Genomic DNA, 25,750 nt, shown 5'->3' on the forward strand with positions numbered 1-25,750 from the left:
CACGACAGCTGGGACTTCACGTACTCGGGACCTGGAGGGCGCATGTCTGATCTTCCCCGGAAGGCGGTCACCCGGACCGCCAAGCTGGCCGCGTTGCCGCTCGGCTTCGCCGGCCGGGCCACCTGGGGCCTGGGCAAGCGGATCGGCGGGAAGTCCGCGGAGCTGGTGACGCGGGAGCTCCAGCAGCGGACGGCCGATCAGCTGTTCAAGGTGCTGGGCGAGTTGAAGGGCGGGGCGATGAAGCTCGGGCAGGCCCTGTCGGTCTTCGAGTCGGCGCTGCCCGAGGAGGTCGCCGGGCCCTACCGGGCGGCGCTGACCAGGCTTCAGGAGGCCGCGCCGCCGCTGCCTGCGGGCACGGTGCACGGGGTGCTCGCGGAGCGGCTCGGCAAGGAGTGGCGGGAGCTGTTCCTGGAGTTCGAGGACAAGCCGTCGGCCGCGGCCTCGATCGGTCAGGTGCACCGCGCGGTGTGGCACGACGGCCGCGAGGTCGCGGTCAAGGTGCAGTACCCGGGGGCCGGGGCGGCGCTGCTCTCGGATCTGACGCAGCTCAGCCGGTTCGCGCGGCTGCTCGGCCCGCTGATCCCCGGCATGGACCTCAAGCCGCTGATCACGGAGCTGCGGGACCGGGTCGCGGAGGAGCTGGACTACGGGCTCGAGGCCGAGGCACAGCGGCGGCACGCGCAGGAGTTCGCGGGCGACCCGGACGTGGTGGTGCCGGACGTGGTGCACCAGTCGGAGCAGGTCCTGGTGACGGAGTGGATGGACGGGGTGCCGCTGTCGGAGGTGATCGCGGACGGCACGCCGGAGCAGCGCGACCGGGCCGGGCAGCTCCTCGCCCGGTTCCTCTTCTCGGGTCCCGCACGCACCGGGCTGCTCCACGCCGATCCGCACCCGGGCAACTTCCGGCTGCTGCCCGGCCCGGCCGGCGACGACGAGGCCGGGGCCGGCTCGTGGCGGCTGGGCGTGCTGGACTTCGGCACGGTGGACCGGCTGCCGGGCGGGCTGCCGGAGACGATCGGCACCTGTCTGCGGATGACGCTGGCCGGTGAGGCGGAGACGGTGTACGAGCTGCTGTGCGCGGAGGGCTTCGTGAAGAAGTCCATCGCGCTGGACCCGGACGCGGTCCTGGAGTACCTGCTGCCGATCATCGAGCCGGCCGAGGTGGACGCGTTCGGTTTCACCCGCGGCTGGATGCGCTCCCAGGCGGCCCGGATCGCCGATCCCCGCTCGCCCGCGCACCAGTTGGGCAAGCAGATGAATCTGCCGCCCTCGTATCTGCTGATACACCGTGTGACGTTGAGCACGATCGGGGTGCTGTGCCAGCTGGGCGCGACCGTACGGCTGCGGGACGAGCTGGCCCGGTGGCTGCCCGGGTTCACGGAGCCGCAGGCGGCGGAGGCCTGAGGCGCCGGGGTCCGGGCCGGCGCCCGGTCACCACCAGGAGGAGTCGAGGCGGCCCTCGATGGCCCTGATGTTGGCGCGGGCGCAGTCCTCGCAGAAGTAGCGGCGGGAGCCGTTCTCCACCGAACAGGTCCAGGTGACGGGGAGTTCCCGGGCGGTCTTGCCGCAGCGGTCACAGACGAAGCGGGGCTCGGCGGCGGGGTCGTCGTTCACCTTGGTGACGATAACCCGGCGGGCAGCCGCGGCCGGTGCAACGCACCGCGGGGGCCGGTCCGTTCGGACCGGCCCCCGCGGATCGGGTGGCTGCCTGGATCAGTGCATGACGGCCATGGCGAGCGCGCGGCGGGCGCGCATCGACACGCGCTCGGCGCGCCGCTGCATCCGCCGGGCGGCGACCAGGCGCACGGCCTGGCGTTCCGCCTCGACTTCCCGCAGGCGCTCATGCATATGGGCACGAGCCAGGGCTTCTGGAATGAGTTGCATCTCACGGGTCCTGTTCTGACGCGAGCGCATCGCGCCGTTCATCGAAAGTTCGGGGGTCGCGGAGCCGGCCGGCTCGGGGGCGGACGAGGTCATCGGGGCCTGCTTCTGGGGATCGTGCGTGAGGGGGCGGTCGATGGTTCCGATGGCGTTCATGCCGCGACCGGGTTCTTGCGCGGACGGCCACGGGGCCGCTTGCGGGCCACGACCACGCCCTGGACGAAGAGCTCGCCACCCCAGACGCCCCACGGCTCGCGCCGCTCCTTGGCGCCCGCGAGGCACGCCTCCATGAGCGGACAGGTCTTGCAGAGCGACTTGGCGTACTCGACGTCGGCCGGGGACTCGGCGAAGAAGACCTCGGGGTCGAATGCGCGGCAGGGGACGGGTACGCCGAGGTTCTCGATGGCGTCGTCGAGCGCGGTGAGCGAGGTGAGGGGGGTCAAGGCGAAGTCCTCCGTGAGGCCGGGCGGGGGGATCGTTTCGGAAGGCGGTACGGACGGGGCGTGCGCTTCGAGTTGCACGGGTTTTCTTCCTCGTCTGGTCGTTCCGGCCTGGTGGGCCGGGTTCTCGGTGGTACCGGTCGCTGCTGGTCCCGAGGCCCCTTCGCTCCGTCAGCCCCGTTCGGGGACAAACAGAAGGGCCGCGGATCCCTGATGGGGTTCCGCGGCCCTGAAGGCGCCGGCCTGATCGTCGATCAGGCTGGATCACTCCAGGGTTCGAGCCCACGGAAGGCCCACATCGTGTGGTGCTGCGTCGTCTGCTGCTGGATACCGGCACCGGTCGCGGTGGCCGCAATGCCATAGGCCGTGGCCTGGGCCTTGCCCACTACTCCTGCTTCCAGTGCCTTGGTCGGTCGCTCATTGCGCTCCGGGCGATCCATCAGCAGACCGGACATGCCGAGAGGCAGTCCGGCGCCGGACAGACCGGTGCCACGGAGGCTGGAGGACGTAAAGGCGGAGAGGCCGAGCGAGCATGCGGAGGCGACGACCGAGAGATCGGTCATTTTGGCGGTGCTGGTCTTGATGTTGATGATGCTGATCACTGGAATCGCCTCCCTTCGGCGTCTCGGAGGGCTCGGGGTGAGCCGGACCCTCATGCTTTTAGGACATGTACAGCCACTTGGACAAGTACAGCACGAAGACAGGGCTTCAAAGAAGCCGCTGTTCCCGTGGTTAAGAACCTATGGGGCTTGACGGGGCGGGCGCAAACTATTTTTCCGACGAGTTTTCCTCAGCCCTCGTCGTCGCTTCCTCCGGGCTCCTCACCTGCGCAGATGGCGAGAACATCGACGCCGAAGCGGTCCAGCTTGCGGGCGCCCACTCCGGGGATCGCCGCGAGCTCTCCGCCGGAGCCCGGCAGCTGCTCGGCGATCGCCATGAGCGTCTTGTCGGTGAACACGCAATAGGCGGGCTGGCCCAGTGCGCGGGCCTGCACCGCGCGCCACTCCCGCAGCCGCTCGTACAGCGCCTCGTCCATGTCCGAGGGGCAGTCCTCGCAGCGCATCAGCTTCATCTCGCCGGCCTCGGTGAGCGTGGCGCCGCAGACCCGGCAGAGCACCGGCCCGCGCCGCTTGCGCCGCCCGGCGGCGGCGCCGGCGCCGGCGCCCCGCTCGACTCCCCCGCCACCGGCACCGGCCCCGCCGGCCGCGCCCAGCGGGCCCGAGCCGGGCCGCAGGCCCTTGAGGAAGCGGGTGGGTCGCCGGTTGGCGCGGCCGCCCGGGGAGCGGGACAGCGCCCACGACAGCCGGAGGTGGACCCGGGCCCGGGTCACGCCCACGTAGAGCAGCCGGCGCTCCTCCTCGACCTGCTCGTCGGTCTTGGCGTACGTGATCGGCATCATGCCCTCGGTGAGGCCGACCAGGAACACGGCGTCCCACTCCAGGCCCTTGGCGGCGTGCAGCGAGGCGAGCGTGACGCCCTGGACGGTGGGGGCGTGCTGGGCGGCGGCCCGCTCGTCGAGCTCGGCGACCAGGTCGGAGAGGGTGGCGCCGGGCTTGGCCCGGGCGAAGTCCTCGGCGAGCCGGACCAGCGCGGCCAGCGACTCCCAGCGGTCGCGCACGGCTCCGGAGCCGGCCGGCGGCTCGCTGGTCCAGCCCTTGCCGGAGAGCACGGCCCGGACCTGGGACGGCAGCTCCTCGACGCCGTCGAGGAGGGAGTCGTTGGCCCCGAAGCGGGCGGCGCCGCGCAGCGCGGCACCCGCCTCGCGCACCTCCTGGCGCTCGAAGAAGCGCTCGGCGCCGCGCAGCTGGTAGGGCACGCCGGCGTCGGCGAGGGCCTGCTCGTAGACCTCCGACTGGGCGTTGACCCGGTAGAGCACGGCGATCTCGCCGGCCGGCACGCCGGCGGCGATGAGGTCGCGGATCCGGCGGGCGGTGCCCTCGGCCTCGGCGGGCTCGTCCGCGTACTCGGTGTAGACGGGCTCGGGGCCGGACTCGCGCTGGGAGACCAGCTCCAGGCGGTGCTCGGCGGCCCGGCCGCGGGCCTGGCCGAGCAGCCCGTTGGCCAGGTGCACGACCTGCGGGGTGGAGCGGTAGTCCCGCACCAGCTTGACCACGGTCGCGCCCGGGTGACGGGTGCGGAAGTTCAGCAGGTGGTCGGGGGTGGCGCCGGTGAAGGAGTAGATCGTCTGGCTGGCGTCGCCGACCACGCACAGGTTGTCCCGGTCGCCGAGCCACAGGTCGAGCAGCCGCTGCTGGAGCGGCGAGACGTCCTGGTACTCGTCGACCACGAAGTGCTGGTACTGGCGGCGGATCTGGTCGGCGATGTCGTGCCGGTCCTGGAGGATGCCGACCGTGAGCAGCAGCACGTCCTCGAAGTCGATGACGTCGCGCTCGCGCTTCAGCTGCTCGTACATCGCGTAGATCTGCCCGATCTCCGCGGGGTCGCGCGGGGCGTCGCGCACCGACTTGGCGACGGCTGCCGGATAGTCGGCGGGGACGGTCTGGGTGACCTTGGCCCACTCGATCTCGCTCGTGACGTCCCGCAGCTCGTTGCGGTCGAGCCGGACCCGGCAGCGCGCGGCGGCCTCGGCGACCAGCTGGACCTTCCGCTCCAGGAGCCGGGGCAGCTCGCCACCGACGGCTTTCGGCCAGAAGTACTGGAGCTGGCGGAGGGCGGCCGAGTGGAAGGTGCGGGCCTGCACGCCGCCCGCGCCGAGCTGCCGCAGCCGGCCGCGCATCTCGCCGGCGGCGCGGTTGGTGAACGTGACGGCGAGCACACTGGCGGGCGCGAGCACGCCCGCCCGGACCCCGTAGGCGATGCGGTGGGTGATGGCCCGCGTCTTGCCCGTGCCGGCACCGGCGAGGACGCACACCGGGCCGCTCAGCGCCAGGGCGACCTCGCGCTGCTCCGGGTCGAGCCCGTCGAGCACCGCGTCGGCCGTGTCCGGGACCTGCGGGAAGAGAGTGGAGTGCGTTGCTGCTGTCACCCGGTCAATGCTGCCAGGTCGCACGGGGTCGGTGCGGCGCGTTGTCCACAGGTGTGAGGCTTTGGTCATACGAATCCGGGGCAGTCGCGTTCCGGGAATGGCCGGGTGACGACGTACGTTCTTCTTCTCGGCACCGACCCCGAGCAACCCCGACACGAGGAGCGCCAGGCCATGCAGGGCACTGTGACGATGTACAGCACGACGTGGTGCGGCTACTGCCGCCGGCTGAAGAGCCAGCTGGACCGCGAGGGCATCGCGTACACCGAGATCAACATCGAGCAGGACCCGGAGTCGGCGAAGTTCGTCGAGAGCGTCAACGGCGGCAACCAGCTCGTTCCGACCGTGGTCGTGGTCCCGGCCTCCGGCGCCGAGCAGGTCGCCATGCCGAACCCGAGCCTGGCGCAGGTCAAGCAGGCCCTGGCCGTCTGACCGACGGCGCCCGCTGACTGAAAACAGCCCCCTCCCGGCAGGCCGGGAGGGGGCTGTTCCGCTTCCACTCGGGCTTCCGCTCGGGCTTCCGCTCGGGCTTCCACTCGGGCTTCCGCTCAGGCAGGAACCGCGCTCACACGCCCGGCTTCGGCAGCGGCTTGCCGTACCAGAGCTCGATCAGTCGCGAGGCGATCGAGATCCCGTACGGCGCCAGCACCTCGCCCGACTCGAAGCACGCGGCCAGGTCCTCGCGGGAGAACCAGCGGGCCTCGTGGATCTCCTCGCCGTCCACGTGTATCTCCGAGGAGGTCGCCTTGGCGAAGAAGCCCAGCATCAGGCTGGACGGGAACGGCCACGGCTGGCTCGCCACGTACTCGACCTCGCCGACCGTGACGCCCGCCTCCTCGAAGACCTCGCGCGCCACGGACTGCTCGATGGACTCGCCCGGCTCGACGAAGCCCGCGAGCGTCGAGAAGCGGCCCTCCGGCCAGTGCACCTGGCGGCCGAGCAGCGCCCGGTCCTGGTCGTCGGTGACCAGCATTATCACCGCCGGGTCGGTACGCGGGTAGTGCTCCGCGCCGCAGGCCTGGCAGCGCCGGATGTGCCCGGCGGCCGCGACCACCGTGCGCTCGCCGCAGCGCGAACAGAAGCGGTGCAGCCGCTGCCAGTTCTCCAGCGCCACCGCGTGCGTCATCAGGCCGGCGTCCCGCGCCGAGAGCAGCAGCCCCGCCTCGCGCAGCCCGGCCGGCCGCGCGGACTGGTCCATGCGGCCCGGCAGGCTGTCCTTCTGCAGCGCGAAGTAGGAGACGCCGTCCTCGTCCGTGCCGAGGAAGTAGCGGTGCGTCTCGGTCGGCGGGGCCTCGAAGGCCGGGGTCATGACCAGCTCGGTCCGGCCGTCCGGCGTGTCGTCGATCAGCACCTGGCCGCCCGAGACCACGAAGACCCTGGTCGTCGGGTGGCTCCAGGCGGCCGCGAGCCACGCCTCGTCGAGGCGGTGGTGAGCGGCCCGGTCGATCCCGCTCGGGGCGGTCAGCGAGATCGGGCGGTCCGCGAACGCGTTGTTCAAGGTGCTCACAGGTGCTTCCAACTCCCCCGGATCATGTGCAGTGGGCTCAGCGGTCAGTGGACTGGGCGGTCAGTGGACCGGGCGGACGGCGGCGGGCAGCTCGCCCCACAGATGGGCGGTCGTCTCGACGCCCTTCATGAGGAGATCCAGCTCGATCTTCTCGTTGGGGGCGTGCCAGCCGTCGGACGGGACCGAGATGCCCAGGAACAGCACCGGCGTGCCGAGCACCTCCTGGAGGTCGGCGGCCGGTCCCGAGCCGCCCTCACGGGTGTAGCGGACCTTGGCGCCGTCGAAGGCCCGGCTCATCGCGCCGGCCACGGCCTTGAGGGCCGGGTGGTCGAGCGGGGTGAGGCAGGGCCGGGTCGGGGCGCCGAAGACGATCTCGTACCGGACGCCCGCCGGGACCAGTCCGGCCAGCCACGCGCGGACGAGCGTCTCGATCCGCGCCGGGTCCTGGCCCGAGACGAGCCGGAACGACAGCTTCAGATGGGCGGAGGCGGGGACGATCGTCTTGCCGCCGGGGCCCTGGTAGCCGCCGCCGATGCCGTTGACCTCCGCCGTCGGGCGGGCCCAGACGCGCTCCAGGGTGGAGTAGCCGGCCTCGCCGAGGGTGCCGTGCGACTTGGCCGTGGTCAGCCAGCCGGCCTCGTCGAAGGGCAGCTCGGCGACGAGCGCCCGCTCCGCCTCGGACAGCTCGGTGACACCCTCGTAGAAACCGGGGATCGCGACCCGCTCGTCGGCGTCGTGCAGCGCGGCGACGATCCGGCCGGCGACGGTCGCCGGGTTGGGCACGGCGCCGCCGAAGGAACCGGAGTGGATGTCCTGGTCGGGTCCGAACAGGTCGATCTCGCAGTCCGCGACGCCGCGCATGCCGGTGCACACCGTGGGCGTGGTCTCCGACCACATGCCGGTGTCGGAGACGATCACCAGATCGGCGGCGAGCCGGTCCGCGTGCTTCTCCACCAGGGCGCGGAAGTGCGGCGAACCCGACTCCTCCTCACCCTCCACGAGCAGCTTGAGGTTGACGGCGGGCGCGGTGCGGCCGGTCGCGGCGAGATGCGCGCGCACGCCGAGCGTGTGGAAGAAGACCTGGCCCTTGTCGTCGGCCGCGCCCCGCGCGTACATCCGGCCGTCGACGACCGTGGGCTCGAACGGCTCGGTGTGCCAGCCGTCCTCGCGGGCGGCGGGCTGCACGTCGTGGTGTCCGTAGACCAGGACGGTCGGCGCGTCGGGCTCGCCGGACGGCCAGTCGGCGAAGACGGCCGGAGCACCGTCCGTCTCCCACACCTCGACCGTCGCGAACCCGGTGTCCGTCAGCTTGGCGGCGAGCCACTCGGCGCTGCGCCGCACGTCGCCGGCCCGCTCGGGCTGCGCCGACACGGACGGGATCCGCAGCCACTCGGCGAGGTCGTCGAGGAAGGCGGTGCGGTGCCGCGCGATGTACGCGCGCACGGCGTCGGTCGATACGGCGTGGACGGCGTTGTCCGGGGTCTCGCTCATGGCACCGAGCCTATCCGGCGCCGAACGGCGCTCCGTCCCCGGCCGGGTCACCTTCACCGGGCTCCCCGCGCAGGATCGCCTCCAGCTCAGCCCGGCCGGGCAGCCGCCGGGGCCGCACGACCTCGCCGGTCCGCACGTAGACGAACGCGGCGGCCACCTCCTCCGGGTCGAGCCCGTGCTGCTCGGCCCAGGCGAGGCGGTAGATCGCCAGCTGGAGCGGGTCCGCGTTGCGCAGCCTGCTCGTCTTCCAGTCGACGATCTCGTACGCGCCGGTGTCCGCGTCCCGGTAGACGGCGTCGATCCGGCCCCGCACCACCCGGCCGGCGAGCGAGAGGTGGACCGGTATCTCGACCTTGTACGGGCTGCGGCGGGCGTACGGCGTGCGGCCGAACGCCTCCTTCAGCGTCTCCAGGTCCCGCTCGTCCAGGATCTCCGGCTCCCCGGCGAACTCCTCGCCGCCGGGCAGCTCCTCCGGGCCCAGCATCGGCAGCGGCAGCTCGTCGAACCGCGACTCCACCCACGCGTGGAAGCGGGTGCCGCGCCGGGCCGCCGGCTGCGGCGGCTTCGGCATCGGCCGCGCCAGCTCCTTGGCGAAGCCGTCGGGGTCGGCGGCGAGCCGCAGCACCTGCGAGGCGGACAGGTACGCGGGCAGCAGGACGTCACGCGTGGTGGCGCGGGAGCGGTGGAGCTCGGCGGTGAGCGAGGTGAGGTCGCGGTCCCAGGAGGCGATGGTGCGGGCGTCTTCGGGCGTGAGGGCGGGCCGGGCCTCGGCGCGGGGCGCGGGGACGTCCGCGTGCGGGACGTCCGCGTGCGGGACGTCCGCGTGCGGGGCGGGCGCGCGCGGGGCCGGCGAGTGCGGGGCGGGCTCGTGCGGGGCGGGCTCGTCCCACTCCGGGTCGTTCGGCGGCTCGTGCGGGTCCGTCAGGTCGTCGGGAAACCAGAGGCCGTCCGGGTCCTCCGGGACGGGGGCGGGGGTGGGCGCTTCCCGCGCCCACAGCCGGGTCAGGACGGCCTCCGCCGCCGCCCGCCGCCGCTCCAGGCTCTCCTTGTCCAGCGGCAGCGGCCATGCCTGGTCCCTCGTCTCCGCCGCAAGGACCGGGTTCTCCTCGCCCTCCGCCGGCTCGTCCGCCCATGCCTCGATCTCGCCGTGGCCGGCCGCGCAGTGGTCGTGAAGGGCCGTCAGGAAGTCCGACGGGCCGCGCGGCTTCTTCTGGGAGGGACCCCACCAGTGGGCGGAGCCGAGGAGGAGGGAGCGGGGGCGGGTGAAGGTCACGTAGCCGAGGCGGAGCTCCTCGGTGTGCTGGTGGTCGCGGAGTTCCTCCTTGAAGGCCTTCATGGCGGCCGGGGTCCATACGTCGAGGGCCGGCAGGGTCGCCGCGTCGCCGCGCAGGGCGTGCGGGAGGACCTGGGGCTGGGCGGTCCAGGACTCGCGGGCGCGGGTGGACGGGAACTGGCCGGTGACCAGACCGGGCACCGCGACGACGTCCCACTCCAGGCCCTTGGACTTGTGGGCGGTCATCACCTTGACCGTGTCCTCGCCGCCGGGGAGCGCGTTGTCCAGGCCCTTCTCGTACTGCGCGGCCGTGCGCAGGAAGCCGAGGAAGGCGAGCAGGGTGGCCTCGCCGTCGAGGGAGGCGAAGCCTGCGGCGATGTCGAGGAAGTTGCCGAGGGTCTCGCGGCGGCGGGCGGCCAGGGCGTGCGGGGAGGCCGACAGCTCGACCTCCAGGCCGGTGGCGGCGAGCACCCGGTGCAGCACGTCCATCAGCGGGTCGGCGAGCGAGGTGCGCAGCGCGCGCAGCTCGGCGGCGAGGCGGGCGAAGCGGACGCGGGCCTCGGCGGAGAACGGCAGGCCGTCGTCCTCGCCGCCCGGGTCGAGGAAGGTGTCGAGCGCGTCGGCCAGCGAGATCACCTCGGCCGGGTCGACGCCCTCGACGGCGGCGGCGAGCCGCTGGTCGGCGTCGGCCCGCTCGCCGGGCCGGTGCACGAGGAGCCGGGCGCGGCGGCCGAGGAGGGCGAGGTCGCGGGGGCCGATGCGCCAGCGGGGGCCGGTGAGGAGGCGGACCAGGGAGGCGTTGGCGCCCGGGTCCTGGAGGACCTCGCAGACGGCGACGAGGTCGGCGATCTCGGGCAGGTGGAGCAGCCCGGAGAGGCCGACGACCTCGACGGGGACGTCGCGGGCGACGAGGGCGGCCTGGATCGCGGGGAAGTCGGTGGCGGTGCGGCACAGGACGGCGATCTCGCCGGGCGGGGTGCCGGTGCGGACGAGGTGGGCGAGGGAGCCGGCCAGCCAGTCGAGCTCCTCGGCGTGCGTGGGCAGGAGCGCGATCCGCACGCTGCCGTCCCGCTCGGCGCCCGGCGCGGGCCGCAGCGCCTCGACGCCCTCGTGCATGGCCCGCAGCGGGGCGGCGAGGCCGTTGGCGAGGTCGAGGAGGCGGCCGCCGCTGCGCCGGTTCTCGGAGAGCGCGAAGCGGGTGGCGGGGCTGCCGTCCTCGTACGGGAAGTGCTCGGGGAAGTCGTCGAGGTTGGCGACGGAGGCGCCGCGCCAGCCGTAGATGGCCTGGCAGGGGTCGCCGACGGCGGTGACGGCGTGCCCGGTGCCCTGCCCGAAGAGGCCGGACAGGAGCAGCCGCTGGGCGACGGAGGTGTCCTGGTACTCGTCGAGCAGCACGACCCGGAACTCGTCGCGGAGGATCGCGCCGACCTCGGGGCGGGTGGTGGCGAGCTCGGCGGAGAGCGCGATCTGGTCGCCGAAGTCGAGCAGGTCGCGGGAGCGCTTGGCCGCGCGGTAGCGGACGACGAGGTCGAGCAGCTCGCGGCGCGCGGCGCCGGCCTCGGGGAGTTTGCGCAGGTCGGCGTTGGTGAGCTTGGCGCCGGCGAGGTCGGTGAGCAGCTCGGTGTCGTGGGCGAGCAGGCGCTCGGGCGGGACGAGGTGCTCGGCGAGCTCGGCGTCGAGCGCGAGGAGGTCGCCGACGAGGGTCGGGAAGGAGCGGGTGAGCGCGGGGTACGGGCCGGGGGCCTCGCGCAGCACGCGGGCGGCGAGCTGGTAGCGGGTGGCGTCGGCGAGCAGGCGCGAGGTGGGCTCCAGGCCGATGCGCAGGCCGTGGTCGGTAAGGAGCTGGCCGGCGAAGGCGTGGTACGTGGAGATGCGCGGCTCGCCGGGCAGGTCGTCGGGGGCGCCGCCGGGCTCCGGGACGGGGTCCGGGTCGGTGACGCCGGCGCGGACGAGGGCGGTGCGCACGCGCTCGGCGAGCTCGCCGGCGGCCTTGTTGGTGAAGGTCAGGCCGAGGACCTGCTCGGGGGCCACCTGGCCCGTGCCGACCAGCCAGACCACCCGGGCGGCCATCACCGTCGTCTTGCCGGAACCGGCTCCGGCCACGATGACCTGCGGGGCGGGCGGCGCGGTGATGCAGGCCGTCTGCTCCGGGGTGAACGGGATGCCGAGCAGCTCCTTGAGCTGCTCGGGGTCGGTGATGCGTGCGGTCACTCGAAAAAGGCTAACCGGACGCGCTGACAATCCCGGCCGGTCCGGCCCGCCGGGCCCGACACACCGGTCCGGCCCGCCGGGCCCGCGCGGGAGCCGGTCGCCCGGCCGGCCCCCGCCTGCGGCCGGCGGGGGCGTCGCCGCCGGGCCCGCGTCAGGCCGGGGTGCTGTTGCCCTGCTCCAGCTTGGAGAGGTCGACGGTCTGGTCGGCGGGCGGGGCGACGACCTTCACGGGCTTGTCGTAGTCCGAGAGGACCACGACGCCGGGCTCGCTGCCGCCGCGCTTGACCATCCGGAGGATGTACGGCTTGCCGCGCTGCGACACGGACACGGTGGTGGTCTCGCCGGTGGTCTTCCGCTTCACGACCGTGGCGACGGGGGTGCCCTTGACCTGGCCGTCCGGGCCGCGGGTGAGTCCGGTGCGCTCGGCCTTGTTCCGGCCGAGGTCGGCGAGGAGGGCCTTGAGGTCGCAGACGCCGGTCAGGTCCTCCGTACCGGGCTGGCCCTGCGGGATCTTCAGCCAGCGGCCCTTGAGCAGCTCGATCGTGGCCTCGATCTGCGGTTCGGGCATGCCCTGGGAGGTCATGGAGGCGCGCCAGAACGCCTCGTCGCCCTTCATGTACGTGACGGTGCCGGTCTGCCGCAGCTCGGCGGCGCCGCCGCTCAGCCGGACCACGCCGGTGCACTGGTGGTGGTCGTTCACGGAGAAGTCGACGTCCAGCGGCTGGCCGCCGGAGACGACCCGGCCTGCCAGGCGGAGCGAGGTCGCGGACTGGGTGGCGGTGACGGCCTTGTCGGCGATCTGGTCGGCGGTCAGGCCCTTGAAGGGGTCGGGCGGGGGCGTCGGCGCCGCGTGGGCGGCCAGGGCGGCGGGCCCGGCTCCGGCGACCAGCGCGGCGCACAGGGTGCCGGTGACGGCGGCGACGCGGAGCCGGGGCAGCCGGACGCGCGGCCTCGTGGACGGCCCGGTGGACGGTCCGGCGGACGGCTTGACGGGCGGCTTGGTGTGGGACGCCATGCGAGCCTCCTCGCGGTTCTCCCGTACCCCCGGTCTTCCAGCGTGCCGGAGCGGGCCGTGCCCCGCGACCGCACGTCACGCGGCGCACGTCACCACGCGCGCGTCGCGAGGCGCCTGACCACGCGCGCGTGGGAGGCCCGTGTCAGAAGCCCGCGTCCAGCGACTGCAGGTTGACGACGTCGCGCTCGGCCGGCCGGTCGGCGTTGACCGGCTTGCCGTGGTCGCTGAAGGTGTACGTGCTGGTGGAGGCCGGGTCGGCGGCGTCGGCCCGGACGGACTTGAGGAGGTAGGGCGCGCCGTCCTTCGCCACGTACAGGGTGAGCGTCCTGTTCTTGAGCACGATGGCCTTCTGCCCGTTCACCTTGCTGTCGGCGACCCGGGTCAGGCCGGTGCGCGCGGCACGGTCCTGGTCGACGTGGTCGCGCAGGGTGTCGAAGTCGCAGACAGTGCCGAGGTCGAGGTCGCGGGTGCGGTCGGCGGCGGCGACGTACAGCCAGCGGCCCGGAAGGCTGAGGTAGCCGACCATGGCCTCGGTCTCGGCCGCGTCGGAGCCGTGCTTGCCGGCGGTGACGGCGGCCCGCCAGAAGGGCTCCTCGGCCCGGACGAACAGGGCGCCGTCCGCGCCGATCAGGTCGGCGCTGGTGCCCTGCCGGTCCATCGTGCCGGCGCAGGCGCCGCGCTCGTCGGCGGCGACGTCGATCCGCAGGCCCTCCTGCAGGGCGTCGTCGGGACCCCCGGTGACGCGCAGCCCGATGGCCTCCTTCGTGACCCGGACGGCCTCTTCGGCGATCGCGTCGGCGTCGGTTCCGGTGCGCGGGTCCGGGGCCGCGGCCGGGGCGCCGCGGTGGCCCTTCGACCCGGTGGCGGCGCCCGTGGCGCAGCCGGTCACACCGACGGTGGCGGCGGTGGCGCAGACCAGTGCCGTGATCCAGGACTTTCGGCTGGTGGCCATGCGTACTCCCGTACTCCTCGCAGGCTTTCTTTACAGAAGGGTTAAGTCATATGCGACAGGAGGTGTACGAGGAAAGGGCGCGCGTCACGTCCGGGCGCCCTCGCGTACGAACTGGTGCCCGATCAGTCGACGATGTGACGGCCCTCCGGGCGGGCGCTGCACGAGGCGCGGAAGGCGCACGTGGTGCAGTGCTGACCGGTCGTCGGGGTGAAGCGCTCGTCGAGGACACGGCCGGCGGCACTGGCGAGCAGGTCGCCGACCCACTCGCCGGAGAGCGGCTCCTGGGCCTGGACCTTCGGCAGCGCGTCGCCGCCCTCCTTCTTGGCCGCGGCCTGGCGGAGGTGGACGAGTTCGGCGCCGCCGGGCTCGGGGGTGCGGCCGCCGAAGACCTCGTCGACGGCGCCCTCGCGGACGGCGAGCTGGTAGACGGCGAGCTGCGGGTGGTGGGCGACCTCGTCCCTGGTGGGCGCGGACTTGCCGGTCTTGAAGTCGACGACGTAGGCGCGGCCGTGCTCGTCGGCCTCGACGCGGTCCATGGAGCCGCGGATGCGCACCTGGTACGCGCCTGCCTCCAGCGTCACGTCGAACTCGTGCTCGGTCGCGGCGGGCGTGCGGCCCGCGCCGCGGTTCATGACGTGCCAGTGGAGGAAGCGCTCCAGGGCGATCCGGGCGTTCTCCTTCTCCTGCGCGGACTTCCAGGGCGCGTCGAAGGCGAGCGCGTCCCAGACGGAGTCCAGGCGGGCCATCAGGACGCCGAGGTCGGCGGGCGTACGGCCGGAGGCGACCTCGTCGGCGAGGACGTGGACGACGTTGCCGAAGCCCTGGGCGGCGGTCGCCGGGGCGTCCGCCTTGACCTCGCGGCCCAGGAACCACTGGAGCGCGCAGGTGTTGACCAGCTGGTCGAGCGCGGAGCCGGACAGCGCGACCGGGCGGTCGCGCTCGCGCAGCGGTGCCTCGCTGCGGGTCGGCTCGGCGAGGCCCCACCAGCGGTCGGGGTGGGCCGCCGGGACGAGCGGGTTGCCGTCGTCGTCCGTGAGCCCGGCGAGCGCGGCGAGCCGCTCGGCGGCGGCTGCGCGCAGTTCCGGCGAGGCGTCCGGGTCGACGGTGGTGGCGCGCAGTTCGGCGACGAGCGCGGAGACGGCGAGCGGGCGGCGGGGCCGGCCGGTGACCTCCTTCGGCTCGACGCCGAGTTCGGCGAGGAAGCGGGAGGGCTGGTCACCGTCCTCGGCCGGGGCCTTCACGGCGGTGACGACGAGGCGCTCGCGGGCCCGGGTGGCCGCGACGTAGAACAGCCGGCGCTCCTCGGCGAGCAGCGCGCCGGGCGTGAGCGGCTCGGCGAGCCCGTCCCGTCCGATCCGGTCGGCTTCGAGGAGCGAACCGCGCCGGCGCAGGTCGGGCCAGACGCCTTCCTGCACGCCCGCGACGACGACCAGGTCCCACTCCAGGCCCTTGGCCCGGTGCGCGGTCATCAGGCGTACGGCGTCGGGGCGGGTGTGACGGCGGGTCAGCGTGTCCGCCGCGATGTCCTGCGCGTCGAGCTCCTCCAGGAAGTTCAGCGCGCCCCGGCCGCCGACCCGGTCCTCCGCGCGGGCGGCCGTCTCGAACAGCGCGCACACGGCGTCGAGGTCCCGGTCGGCGTTCCGGCCCGCCGGACCGCCGCGCAGCGAGGCCCGCTCCAGCCGCCCGGGCCACGGCGTGCCGTCCCACAGCAGCCACAGCGCCTCCTCGGCGGTGCCGCCGCCGGCCAGCTTGTTCCGCGCCGCCCGCAGCAGCTCCCCGAGCCGCCGCGCCCCGCGCGCGTACGCCTGATCGTGCGCCACCAGCCGCTCCGGCTCGGCCACCGCCCGAGCGAGCAGCACGTCCGACGGCGCCGGCACCTTGTTCCCCCCGGCCCGCTCCTCGTCCCGCAGCGCCCGCCCGAGCCGCCGCAGATCGGCGGGGTCCATCCCGGCGAGCGGCGAGGCGAGCAGCGCGACGGCGGTCTCGGTGTCGAGCCAGCTGAGCGCGGGAGCCCCGCCGCCGGGGCCCACCGGGGCGCCGGCACCGGCGCCGGACGCGTCGGCGCGGGGCGCATCGGCATCGGGCGCATCGGCACCGGGCGCATCGGCATCGGACGCGTCGACACCGGGCACGTCGCCGACCGGGGCCTCGTCCTCGGTGCCGGATACGGCGCTGCCCGCGCCGGGCGCGTCGGCACCGGGCGCATCGGCACGGGGCGCGTCGACACCGGACGCACCGGACGCACCAACCGGGCCCGCCGCCGCTCCCCCCGCCACCGCGCGCAGTGCGAGCAGCAGGGCCGCGACCGCGGGCTCGTGGCGCAGGGGGATGTCCGCCGCGTCCGTCTCGACCGGGACGCCGGCCGAGGTCAGGGCGCGGCGGAGGGTCGGCAGGGGGGTGGCGGAGCGGGTGAGGACGGCCATGGCGTGCCAGGGGAGGCCGTCTTCGAGGTGGGCGCGGCGGAGGAGGTCGGCGATGTTGTCGGTCTCGGTGGAGGGCGTGGGATACGTGTAGGCCTCGGCGCGGCCGCCGTCCCGTACCGGGGCGAGCGCGCGGTGGGCGCGGACGCGGTCGGCGGGGAGGCGGGGCAGCGGCATGCGGGCGGCGAGCAGGCGGGTGGCGGCGAGGAGGTCCTCGCCGGAGCGGCGGGAGGTGCCGAGGACGTGCACGCGGCCGCCGAAGGTGGCGGGGAAGTCGAGGATGCCGTTCACGTCGGCGCCGCGGAAGGCGTAGATCGACTGGTCGGGGTCGCCGAACGCGACGACCGTCGGGGCGGTGAGCCCGCGCAGCAGCCGGACCTGGGCCGGGTCGGTGTCCTGGTACTCGTCGACGAAGATCGCGTCGTAGGCGGGCAGGCTGCCGGGCGCGGCGGACTCGGTGAGGAGCACCGCGCGGTGCACCAGCTCGGTGTAGTCGACGACGCCCTGGAGGTCCATGACGTCCAGGTACTCGGCGAGGAAGCCGGCCGCGGCCCGCCAGTCGGGCCGGCCGACCCGGCGGGCGAAGGCGTCCAGGGCGCGGGGGCCGAGGCCCAGCTCGCGGGAGCGGGCGATGACGGCGCGGACCTCGTCGGCGAAGCCGCGCGTGGTCAGGCAGGCCCGCAGTTCGTCGGGCCAGCCGACCTTGCCGAGCCCGGCCTTCTCCAGGTCGATCTGCCCGGCGAGCAGCTCGCGCACGGCCAGGTCCTGCTCGGGTCCGGAGAGCAGCCGCAGCGGTTCGGCGAAGAGGTCGGCGTCCTGGTGGGCGCGGACGAGGGCGTAGCAGTACGAGTGGAAGGTGGTGGCCTGCGGCGGGCGGCGGCCGCCGAGCCGGGCCGCCATCCGGTCGCGGAGTTCGACGGCGGCCTTGCGGCTGAAGGTGAGGACGAGGAGCCGTTCCGGGTCGGCGCCCCGCTCCAGGCGCGCGGCGACCGCCTCGACCAGCGTCGCCGTCTTCCCGGTGCCGGGTCCGGCGAGGACCAGAAGCGGTCCCTCCGCGTGCTCAACCACCGCCCGCTGGCCTGCGTCAAGCACAGGGGGCCGGGTCTGCGCCGGGACGGCCCGCACCAGCCGGTACGCACCGGGGCCCCGCGTCGACGCGAGGGTGGAGGAGGAAGTCACGTGGGTAGCCGGTCCTGCTGGGTCTGCGGAGTGAGGGCGCGTGGAAACGCGAACCTCGACGTTACGCGATTCGGCGCGCCCGGACCCCGTACCTCACGCCGTGCCTCACCCCTCCGTGCCGGCTCCGCCGTCCCACCGCGCGGCCCGCATGTCCAGCTTGACCGGGCCTCCCTTGGCCTCGCGCAGCGGCGTGCCCTCCGCCCGGTAGTGACCGAGCGCACGTCGCTCGTGTCCGGGCAGCAGCGCCCCGTCCGACCGCACCACGCGCCACCACGGCACGGAGCCCCCGTACAGTGCCATGACCCGGCCGACCTGCCGCGGCCCGCCCTCGCCCAGCCACTCGGCGACGTCGCCGTAGGTCATCACCCGGCCGGGCGGGATCTCCTCGGCGACCTGAAGGACCCGTTCCGCGTACTCGGGCAGCTCGGGCAGCTCCTGTGTCTCCATTCGGGTCATCCTGCCTCACCCGACCGACAACCCCCTGATGCCTCCGTTCGGCCCCGCTTCGTGCCACCATCGTCCGGGCGGTGACTGGTGATACGAGAACAAGAACAAGAGACCACGATGGAGACGACGGCCAGGACGGCCACGGCACAGCACGCAGAGACGGACATGGTGATGACGCACGACAGCCCGCCCGAGGGCGGGCCAGGGCCCGAGCCCGCTCGGGAGCGTGGTCCTCAGCCTGATCCGGAGCAGGGCCCCGGGCAGGAACCCGTGCACGGCACCGGGCACGGCACCGGGCAGGAGCCCGGGCACGCCCCCGCGCAGGACCCCGGGCGGAACGCCGGCCCGGCCCCGGACGGCACCCCGGAGCGCGTCTCCGGCGACGAGCCGCTCCTGGCCGCACGCGTGCACCGACCGTCCGACCTGATGCGGCTGCTCGTCGGCGTCCTGGCCATCGCCCTCGTCCTCGCCATCGCCGCCTTCGCCCACGGCACCACCTCCGGCCTGGAGCAGGACATCAACAAGGGCGCCGGCGGCGCCCCCGACGTCTTCGTCAAGATCGCCGGCCTGGTGTCGTCGATCGCCGTCCTGCTCGTGCCGGTCGCCTTCGCGATCGAGCGCCTGGTCAAACGGGACGGGCTGCGGATCGCCGACGGCGTCCTCGCCGCGGTGCTCGCGCACGGCGTGACCCTCGCCACGGACCTGTGGGTGGCGAACGCGGCACCCGGCACCATCCAGGACGCGCTGACCCAGCCGCAGTCCGGCGGCGGCCTGACCGACCCCGTGCACAACTACCTCGCGCCGGTCATCGCGTACATGACCGCCGTCGGCATGGCCCGCAGACCGCGCTGGCGGGTGGCGCTGTGGGGCGTGCTGCTGCTCGACGCCTTCACCATGCTGGTCGCCGGCTACACCACCGCCTTCTCGATCATCCTCACCGTGCTGATCGGCTGGACGGTGGCGTACGGCACGCTCTACGCGGTCGGCTCGCCGAACGTCCGGCCGACCGGCCAGACGCTGCTCGCCGGGCTCCGCCGCGTCGGCTTCCGGCCGGTGACGGCGCTGCGCGCCGAGGGCGTGCCGGAGTCCGCGGACAAGGACCGCGACAAGGACAGCGGGGATCGCGGCCGCCGCTACATCGTGACCCTGGAGGACGGGCCGCCGCTCGACGTCACCGTCGTCGACCGCGAGCAGCAGGCGCACGGCTTCTTCTACCGGGCCTGGCGGCGCCTCACCCTGCGCACCATCACCACCCGCCGCTCGATCGTCTCCCTGCGCCAGGCCCTGGAGCAGGAGGCGCTGCTCGCGTACGCGGCGATCGCGGCGGGCGCGAACGCGCCGAAGCTCATCGCCACCTCCGAACTCGGCCCCGACGCCGTGATGCTCGTGTACGAGCACCTGGGCGGCCGGACCCTGGACTCGCTCGACGACAAGGAGATCACCGACGACCTCGTGCGCAGCGCGTACGAGCAGGTGAAGGCGCTCCAGTCGCGCCGGATCGCGCACCGCAGGCTCGCCGGCGACGCGATCGTGGTGGATCGTTCCGGCAAGGTGATCCTCACGGACCTGCGCGGCGGCGAGATCGCGGCCGGCGACCTGGTCCTGCGGATGGACATCGCGCAGCTGCTCACCACGCTCGGCCTGCGGGTCGGCGCCGAGCGGGCCGTCGCCGCGGCCGTGGAGGTGCTCGGCCCGGACGCGATCGCCGACTGCCTGCCGCTGCTCCAGCCCATCGCGCTCAGCCGGTCGACCCGCGCCGAACTGCGCCGGCTCGCCCGCGAGCGCTCCGCGCGCGAGCGCGAGGCGGTCCTCGCGGCCTCCGAGGCGGCCAAGCAGGCCCGGGCGGAGGCGCGGGCCCAGGCCAACCTGGAGACCGACCGCAAGGCGGCCCGGGCTGAGAAGCAGGCCGACAAGAAGGCCGAGAAGCGGGCCCTCGACACCGCCCTGGACGAGGCCCGCGAGGAGGACCTGCTCGCCCAGATCCGGCAGCAGGTGCTGCTGATCCGGCCGCAGGCCCCGGTGGAGCCGGTCCGGCTCGAACGCATCAAGCCGCGCACCCTCGTCTCGCTCATCGCCGGCGCGGTCGCCGCGTACTTCCTGCTCTCGCAGATCGCCCGCACCCCGATGTCCACGATCAGCCAGGCCGACTGGGCCTGGGTGTCGGCCGCCGTCGTCTTCTCCGCGCTCAGCTACGTCGCCGCGGCGATGGCCCTGCTCGGCTTCGTGCCGGAGCGGGTCGGCTTCTGGCGCACGGTGGTGGCGCAGGTCGCCGGCTCCTTCGTGAAGATCGTCGCTCCGGCGGCGGTCGGCGGTGTCGCCCTGAACACCCGCTTCCTCCAGCGCGCGGGCGTGCGCCCGGGGCTCGCCGTGGCGAGCGTCGGCGCCTCCCAGCTCTTCGGCCTCGGCGCGCACATCCTGCTCCTGCTGTCCTTCGGCTATCTCACCGGGACGGAGCGGTCGCAGTCGTTCACCCCGTCGAGGACGGTGATCGCCGGCCTGCTGACGGTCGCGGTGCTCGTGCTCGTCGTGACGGCCATCCCGTTCATGCGGAAGTTCGTCTCGACCCGGCTGCGGTCGCTCTTCGCGGGCGTGGTGCCGCGCATGCTGGACGTGCTCCAGCGGCCGATGAAGCTGGTCACGGGCATCGGCGGCATGCTGCTGCTCACCGCCTGCTTCGTCTTCTGCCTGGACGCCTCCATCCGCGCCTTCGGGCACGGCGACACGACGCTCAGCTACGCGAGCGTGGCCGTCGTCTTCCTCGCCGGCAACGCGCTCGGCTCGGCGGCCCCGACCCCGGGCGGCGTCGGCGCGGTCGAGGGCGCGCTCACCTTCGGCCTGGTGGCGGTGGGCCTCCCCCTGGAGGTCGCCACGCCGGCGGTGCTGCTCTACCGCCTTCTGACGCTGTGGCTGCCCGTGCTGCCGGGCTGGCTGGCCTTCAACTGGCTGACGAAGCGGGAAGCCCTGTAGCGGTCGGGGGGGGGGGGGGGGGGGGGGGCGCGGGCCCCGCCCCCCCCCCCCCCCCCCCCCCCCCCCGCGTCAGGGGTGCCGGATCGGGCTTCGGCGGTGTCGGACCAGGCTTCGGCGCGGTGCACGGTCAGGCTTCGGTACGGCCCTCGCCGCTGCCTGATCAGGCTTCGCCGGTGCCGGATCAGGCTTCGCCGGTGCCGGATCAGCCTTCGCCGGTGTCGGATCAGCCTTCGCCCGGTGCGCCGGGTCAGGCTTCGGTACGGCCCTCGGCCGCGGCCTTGCGCTCCTTCTCGGCCTTCTCCTCGGCCTCCATCTCGGCGAAGACGTCGATCGGCGGCGGCGCCTTGGCGAGGAAGACCCAGGTCAGATAGACCGCGAGCAGGAACGGCGGGATCTTCAGGGCGACCAGGACCCAGCCGAGCTGTGTGGTGTCGGCCCACCAGTACAGCGGGAAGAGGATCGCGCACTTGGCGAGCAGGATCAGGCCCCAGGCCCAGCTGGCCTTGGCGTACGCCTTCTTGCGGCCCGGGTTACGGGTGCGCCAGGAGAGGTTCTCCTTGAAGATCGGGCCGAGGATCAGGCCGATCAGGGGCACGCCGGCGAGGGTCGTGACGATGTAGGCGACGGCCATGCCGAGCGTGTAGAGCATGCCCGGCAGATAGAAGTCCTTGGCGTTGCCCGTCATCATCGCGAAGACGACACCGAAGGCGACGCCGAAGACGCCGCTGAAGGCGTGCTTCACGGTGTCGCGGCGGACCAGCCGGACGAGCACGAGCACGAGGGAGACCGCGAGCGCGGCGATCGCCGAGGAGTGCAGGTTCTTGTTGATCGTGTAGATCGTGACGAAGAGCAGCCCCGGCAGGACCGTCTCCACCATGCCGCGCACTCCGCCGAACGCCTCGAAGAGGGCCGCCTCGGTCACCGCCTTGTCGGCCTGGGCCTGCGGGTCCTGGACCCGGGCGTGCCGGCCGTGGGTCGACTGGTCGGTGGTCGGCTTGTCGACTGAGGTCACCGGCTACTCCTGTCCGAGCGGTCGCAGCTCGTATTTGGGGTTGAAGAGGACCCGCCGGCCGTGGCTCATGGAGATCCGGCCGGAGGCGATCAGCTTGCGGCCCGGCTCGATGCCCACGATGGACCGGCGGCCCAGCCAGACGACGTCCAGCGGTGCCGTGCCGTCGAACAGCTCAGCCTCCAGCGCGGGCACACCCGCCCGGGGGCGCAGGGTGACCGTGCGCAACGTACCAGTCACCTTGACTATCTGGCGGTCGGAACAGTCGGAGATGCGCGTGCACCCCGACGCGGCCGTGTCCTCCTGGAGCTCCACCGACTCCAGCTCCTCCTGCGAGGTGGAAAGGCGGTCGAGCATACGGCGGAAGCGACCGGCCGGCTTCTCTGTACGCGGTGCAGCACTCATACAGAAAGCGTACCGGCCCCTGCCGACACCGAACCCGGCGCTGAACACGGCGCCGAACGTGGTGCTGAACCCGGCACCGAAACCCTGGCCGGCCGGGCACCGAACCCATGGTCGGCCGGCACCTGAGTCAGTGTTCGAAGCGGTAGCCCATGCCCGGTTCGGTGACGAAGTGGCGCGGGTGCGAGGGGTCGCGCTCCAGCTTCCGCCGCAGCTGCGCCATGTACACGCGCAGGTAGTTGGTCTCGGTGCCGTACGAGGGCCCCCAGACCTCCTGGAGCAGCTGCTTCTGGCTGACCAGGCGGCCGCTGTTGCGGACCAGGACCTCCAGGAGGTGCCACTCGGTGGGCGTGAGCCGGACGTCCTTGCCGTCGCGGTGGACCTTCTTCGCCGCGAGGTCGACGGTGAAGCCGTTCGTCTCGACGACCACCGCGCCGTCCTCGGCGCCGCCGACCGGCTCGGCGCGGCGGACCGCGGCGCGCAGCCGGGCGAGCAGCTCGTCCATGCCGAAGGGCTTGGTGACGTAGTCGTCGGCGCCGGCGTCGAGGGCCTCGACCTTCTCGTCGGAGGTCTGCCGGGCGGAGAGCACCAGGATCGGGACCCGGGTCCAGCCGCGCAGGCCCCTGATCACCTCGACGCCGTCCATGTCGGGCAGCCCGAGGTCGAGCACGACGACGTCGGGATGGCGCTCGGCGGCGAGCCGGAGGGCGGTGGCACCGTCGGGCGCCGCGTCGACCTCGTACTTCCGCGCCTTGAGGTTGATCACCAGGGCGCGGACGATCTGTGGCTCGTCGTCGACCACGAGGACCCGGGTCATGGAGGGGCCTTCCTTGTCGTTGGGGCGTTCTGTGGGACGGGATCCCGTGCGGGCGGGTTCCGGGTGCGGTGCGTGAGGTGACCTCGGCGCGCTACGTGAAGGTGTGCACACTCGTCGTCGCGGCGCCGGGTTCCGGGGCCGGGGCGGCTTCGGGGTCCGGGGCGGGGGCGGCTTCGGGGCTCGGGGCGGTGCTGAGGGTGAGCACCATGGTGAGGCCGCCGCCGGGGGTGTCCTCGGCGGTGATGGTGCCGCCCATGGCCTCGACGAAGCCGCGGGCGACCGCGAGGCCGAGGCCGACGCCGGAGCCGCGCGGGGCGTCGCCGAGGCGCTGGAAGGGCTCGAAGATGCCGTCCCGGCTGTCCTCGGGGACGCCGGGGCCGCGGTCGGTGACCCGTAGTTCGAGGCGCTCGCCGAGGACGCTGGCGCCGACGGTGACGGGCATGCCGGGCGGGCTGTACTTGACGGCGTTCTCGACGATGTTCGCGACGGCGCGCTCCAGGAGGCCGCGGTCGACGGCGACCATGGGCAGCGTCTCGGGGATGTCGAGGTCGACGCTGCCGTCGGGGACGCCGCCGAGGGCCATGGGCACGACCTCGTCGAGGTCCGTGGGGCGGATGAGCGGGGTGACGGTGCCGGTCTGGAGCCGGGACATGTCGAGGAGGTTGCCGACGAGGTGGTCGAGCCGGTCGGCGCCCTCCTCGATGCCTTCGAGGAGGAGCGCCTGGTCCTCCTCGGACCACTCGACGTCGTCGGAGCGGAGCGAGGAGACGGACGCCTTGATGCCGGCGAGCGGGGTGCGCAGGTCGTGGCTGACCGCGGCGAGCAGCGAGGTGCGGATCTTGTTGCCCTCGGCGAGCTTGCGGGCCACCTCGGCCTCGTCGACGAGCCGCTGGCGGTCGAGGACGACGGCGGCCTGCGCGGCGAAGGCGCCGAGGACGCGGCGGTCCTCGGCGGGCAGGACGCGGCCGGTGAGGGCGAGCGCCAGGTGGTCGCCGACCGGCATGTCGACGTCGGCGTCCTCGGGCCGGGTCACCGGCCGGGAACCGACGGCGGCGGCGCAGCTCCAGGGTTCGAGGTCGCCGGAGCGCTCCAGGAGCGCGACGGACTCCATGGAGAAGGTCTCCCGGAGCCGTTCGAGCAGGGCCTCCAGGCTGGACTCGCCGCGCAGCACGCTGCCGGCGAGGTACGACAGCACCTCGGACTCGGCGCGCAGCCGGGCGGCCTGCTGGGTGCGGCGGGCGGCCAGGTCGACGACGGAGGCCACGGACATGCCGACGCCGAAGAACACGGCGATGGCCACGATGTTCTTGGGGTCGGCGATGGTGATCCGGTGCAGCGGCGGGGTGAAGAACCAGTTGAGGAGCAGCGAGCCGAAGGCCGCCGAGGCGAGGGCCGGCAGGAATCCGCCGAGGAGGGCGGCGCCGACGGTCATGGCGAGGAAGAGCAGCATGTCGTTGGCGAGCCCGAGCTGCGCGTCGACATGGGTGAGCAGCAGGGTCAGCAGCGCGGGTCCGCCGACGCCGACCAGCCAGCCCCAGACGATGCGGGCGCGGCCGAGCCGGGCGCCGCGGGCGACGGGCAGGCCGCGGCCCTTGGCCGCCTCCTCGTGGGTCACGATGTGGACGTCGAGGTCGGGCCCGCAGTCGCGGGCGACGGTCTGGCCGACGCCCGGCCCGAGGACGTACTGCCAGGAGCGGCGGCGGCTGGAGCCGAGGACGATCTGGGTGGCGTTGACGCCGCGGGCGAACTCCAGGAGGGCGGCGGGCACGTCGTCGCCTATGACGTGGTGGAAGGTGCCGCCGAGGTCCTCGACGAGGGTGCGCTGGACGGCGAGTTCCTTCGGCGAGGCGGCGGTGAGGCCGTCGCTGCGGGAGATGTAGACGGCGAGCACCTCGCCGCCGGCGCCCTTCTCGGCGAGCCTGGTGGCCCGGCGGATGAGCGTGCGGCCCTCGGGGCCCCCGGTGAGCCCGACGACGATCCGCTCGCGTGCCTGCCAGGTGGACCGGATGTTGTGCTCGCCGCGGTACTGCCGCAGGTACTCGTCGACCCGGTCCGCCGTCCACAGCAGCGCCAGCTCCCGCAGCGCGGTCAGGTTGCCCGGGCGGAAGTAGTTGGACAGGGCCGCGTCGACCTTGTCGGGCTGATAGACGTTCCCGTGCGCCATGCGCCGCCGCAGCGCCTGCGGCGACATGTCGACCAGCTCTATCTGGTCCGCCCGGCGCACGACCTCGTCCGGCACCGTCTCCCGCTGCCGCACACCCGTGATCGACTCGACCACGTCACCGAGCGACTCCAGGTGCTGGATGTTGACGGTCGAGACGACATCGATCCCGGCGGCGAGCAGCTCCTCCACGTCCTGCCAGCGCTTGGCGTTGCGCGAACCGGGCACGTTGGTGTGGGCGAGCTCGTCGACGAGCGCGACGGCCGGCCTGCGGGCCAGGACCGCGTCGACGTCCATCTCGGTGAAGCCGGCACCCCGGTACGTGAGCTCCCGCCGCGGCACCGTCTCCAGGCCGTGCAGCATCACCTCCGTACGCGGCCGGCTGTGGTGCTCCACGAACGCGACCACGCAGTCCGTACCGCGCTCCACGCGCCGGTGCGCCTCGGAGAGCATCGCGTACGTCTTGCCGACGCCCGGTGCCGCTCCCAGGTAGATGCGTAGTCTGCCGCGTCCCATGGCTCGACCTTACGTCCAGCGAAACGGACATTCCGCACGGGTGTGGGAGGCCGGGCGCCGTATTGACGTGATCCTGATG

19 protein-coding genes are annotated in these 25,750 nt (G+C 73.7%); 3 read left to right on the plus strand and 16 right to left on the minus strand.

Annotated elements, in window-relative coordinates:
* Positions 1 to 42: 42 nt before the first annotated feature.
* Complete coding sequence (locus tag ACFYU9_RS29345; RefSeq protein WP_389346662.1) at positions 43 to 1,404, plus strand: ABC1 kinase family protein; 1,362 nt, start codon at positions 43 to 45, stop codon at positions 1,402 to 1,404.
* 27 nt (positions 1,405 to 1,431) lie between these two features.
* Here ACFYU9_RS29345 and ACFYU9_RS29350 read toward each other — a convergent pair whose 3' ends face one another.
* The 5 genes from ACFYU9_RS29350 to ACFYU9_RS29370 all read right to left on the minus strand — a co-directional run bounded on the left by ACFYU9_RS29350 (position 1,432) and on the right by ACFYU9_RS29370 (position 5,307).
* The gene (locus ACFYU9_RS29350; RefSeq protein WP_389208259.1) at positions 1,432 to 1,614 is read right to left on the minus strand and encodes a hypothetical protein; all 183 of its coding nucleotides are present in this window, start codon (positions 1,612 to 1,614) and stop codon (positions 1,432 to 1,434) included.
* 99 nt (positions 1,615 to 1,713) lie between these two features.
* Entirely contained in the window at positions 1,714 to 2,037 is a 324-nt protein-coding gene (locus tag ACFYU9_RS29355; RefSeq protein WP_389208257.1) for a hypothetical protein, read from the minus strand.
* On the minus strand, positions 2,034 to 2,402 hold the full coding sequence (locus ACFYU9_RS29360) for a WhiB family transcriptional regulator (RefSeq protein ID WP_389208255.1): 369 nt from the start codon (positions 2,400 to 2,402) through the stop codon (positions 2,034 to 2,036). Before ACFYU9_RS29360 ends, ACFYU9_RS29355 begins: the two co-directional genes overlap by 4 nt.
* Positions 2,403 to 2,575: 173 nt before the next feature.
* Complete coding sequence (locus ACFYU9_RS29365) at positions 2,576 to 2,923, minus strand: hypothetical protein (protein ID WP_389208253.1); 348 nt, start codon at positions 2,921 to 2,923, stop codon at positions 2,576 to 2,578.
* 188 nt (positions 2,924 to 3,111) lie between these two features.
* Positions 3,112 to 5,307, minus strand: coding sequence for an ATP-dependent DNA helicase UvrD2 (locus ACFYU9_RS29370; protein ID WP_389346664.1), 2,196 nt, complete (start codon positions 5,305 to 5,307; stop codon positions 3,112 to 3,114).
* Between the two features lie 171 nt (positions 5,308 to 5,478).
* On the opposite strand from ACFYU9_RS29370, the gene ACFYU9_RS29375 reads away from it, so the two are divergent.
* Positions 5,479 to 5,736, plus strand: coding sequence for a mycoredoxin (locus ACFYU9_RS29375; RefSeq protein ID WP_389208249.1), 258 nt, complete (start codon positions 5,479 to 5,481; stop codon positions 5,734 to 5,736).
* 133 nt (positions 5,737 to 5,869) lie between these two features.
* Here ACFYU9_RS29375 and nudC read toward each other — a convergent pair whose 3' ends face one another.
* The 7 genes from nudC to ACFYU9_RS29410 all read right to left on the minus strand — a co-directional run bounded on the left by nudC (position 5,870) and on the right by ACFYU9_RS29410 (position 17,799).
* Positions 5,870 to 6,811: an NAD(+) diphosphatase gene (nudC, locus tag ACFYU9_RS29380; RefSeq protein ID WP_389208247.1), complete on the minus strand. Its 942-nt coding sequence runs from the start codon at positions 6,809 to 6,811 to the stop codon at positions 5,870 to 5,872.
* A gap of 60 nt (positions 6,812 to 6,871) precedes the next feature.
* Entirely contained in the window at positions 6,872 to 8,302 is a 1,431-nt protein-coding gene (locus tag ACFYU9_RS29385) for a dipeptidase (RefSeq protein ID WP_389208245.1), read from the minus strand.
* 10 nt (positions 8,303 to 8,312) lie between these two features.
* Entirely contained in the window at positions 8,313 to 11,786 is a 3,474-nt protein-coding gene (locus tag ACFYU9_RS29390; RefSeq protein WP_389346667.1) for a UvrD-helicase domain-containing protein, read from the minus strand.
* A 151-nt stretch (positions 11,787 to 11,937) separates the two neighbouring features.
* The gene (locus ACFYU9_RS29395) at positions 11,938 to 12,801 is read right to left on the minus strand and encodes a hypothetical protein (protein WP_389346669.1); all 864 of its coding nucleotides are present in this window, start codon (positions 12,799 to 12,801) and stop codon (positions 11,938 to 11,940) included.
* A gap of 142 nt (positions 12,802 to 12,943) precedes the next feature.
* A complete protein-coding gene (locus tag ACFYU9_RS29400; protein ID WP_389208240.1) occupies positions 12,944 to 13,753 on the minus strand; it encodes a hypothetical protein in 810 nt (269 codons plus the stop codon).
* 122 nt (positions 13,754 to 13,875) lie between these two features.
* The gene (locus ACFYU9_RS29405; protein ID WP_389346776.1) at positions 13,876 to 17,298 is read right to left on the minus strand and encodes an ATP-dependent helicase; all 3,423 of its coding nucleotides are present in this window, start codon (positions 17,296 to 17,298) and stop codon (positions 13,876 to 13,878) included.
* Between the two features lie 159 nt (positions 17,299 to 17,457).
* The gene (locus ACFYU9_RS29410; protein ID WP_389208238.1) at positions 17,458 to 17,799 is read right to left on the minus strand and encodes an MGMT family protein; all 342 of its coding nucleotides are present in this window, start codon (positions 17,797 to 17,799) and stop codon (positions 17,458 to 17,460) included.
* A 171-nt stretch (positions 17,800 to 17,970) separates the two neighbouring features.
* Here ACFYU9_RS29410 and ACFYU9_RS29415 point away from each other — a divergent pair, with 171 nt between their 5' ends.
* Positions 17,971 to 20,766, plus strand: a complete 2,796-nt coding sequence (locus ACFYU9_RS29415) for a lysylphosphatidylglycerol synthase domain-containing protein (RefSeq protein ID WP_389346672.1) — start codon at positions 17,971 to 17,973, stop codon at positions 20,764 to 20,766.
* A 247-nt stretch (positions 20,767 to 21,013) separates the two neighbouring features.
* Here ACFYU9_RS29415 and ACFYU9_RS29420 read toward each other — a convergent pair whose 3' ends face one another.
* From ACFYU9_RS29420 to ACFYU9_RS29435, 4 genes are all read right to left on the minus strand, one after another.
* A complete protein-coding gene (locus tag ACFYU9_RS29420; RefSeq protein WP_389207793.1) occupies positions 21,014 to 21,778 on the minus strand; it encodes a DUF3159 domain-containing protein in 765 nt (254 codons plus the stop codon).
* A 3-nt stretch (positions 21,779 to 21,781) separates the two neighbouring features.
* Positions 21,782 to 22,180 carry an OB-fold nucleic acid binding domain-containing protein gene (locus ACFYU9_RS29425; protein WP_389207795.1) on the minus strand — a complete coding sequence of 133 codons (399 nt, stop codon included), beginning with the start codon at positions 22,178 to 22,180 and terminating at the stop codon, positions 21,782 to 21,784.
* Positions 22,181 to 22,307: 127 nt separating this feature from the next.
* A complete protein-coding gene (locus tag ACFYU9_RS29430; protein ID WP_389207797.1) occupies positions 22,308 to 22,994 on the minus strand; it encodes a response regulator in 687 nt (228 codons plus the stop codon).
* Positions 22,995 to 23,085: 91 nt separating this feature from the next.
* The gene (locus ACFYU9_RS29435) at positions 23,086 to 25,671 is read right to left on the minus strand and encodes a DUF4118 domain-containing protein (RefSeq protein WP_389207799.1); all 2,586 of its coding nucleotides are present in this window, start codon (positions 25,669 to 25,671) and stop codon (positions 23,086 to 23,088) included.
* Positions 25,672 to 25,750 lie beyond the last annotated feature (79 nt).

The organism is Streptomyces sp. NPDC004327 (assembly GCF_042873935.1).
Lineage (GTDB): Bacteria > Actinomycetota > Actinomycetes > Streptomycetales > Streptomycetaceae > Streptomyces.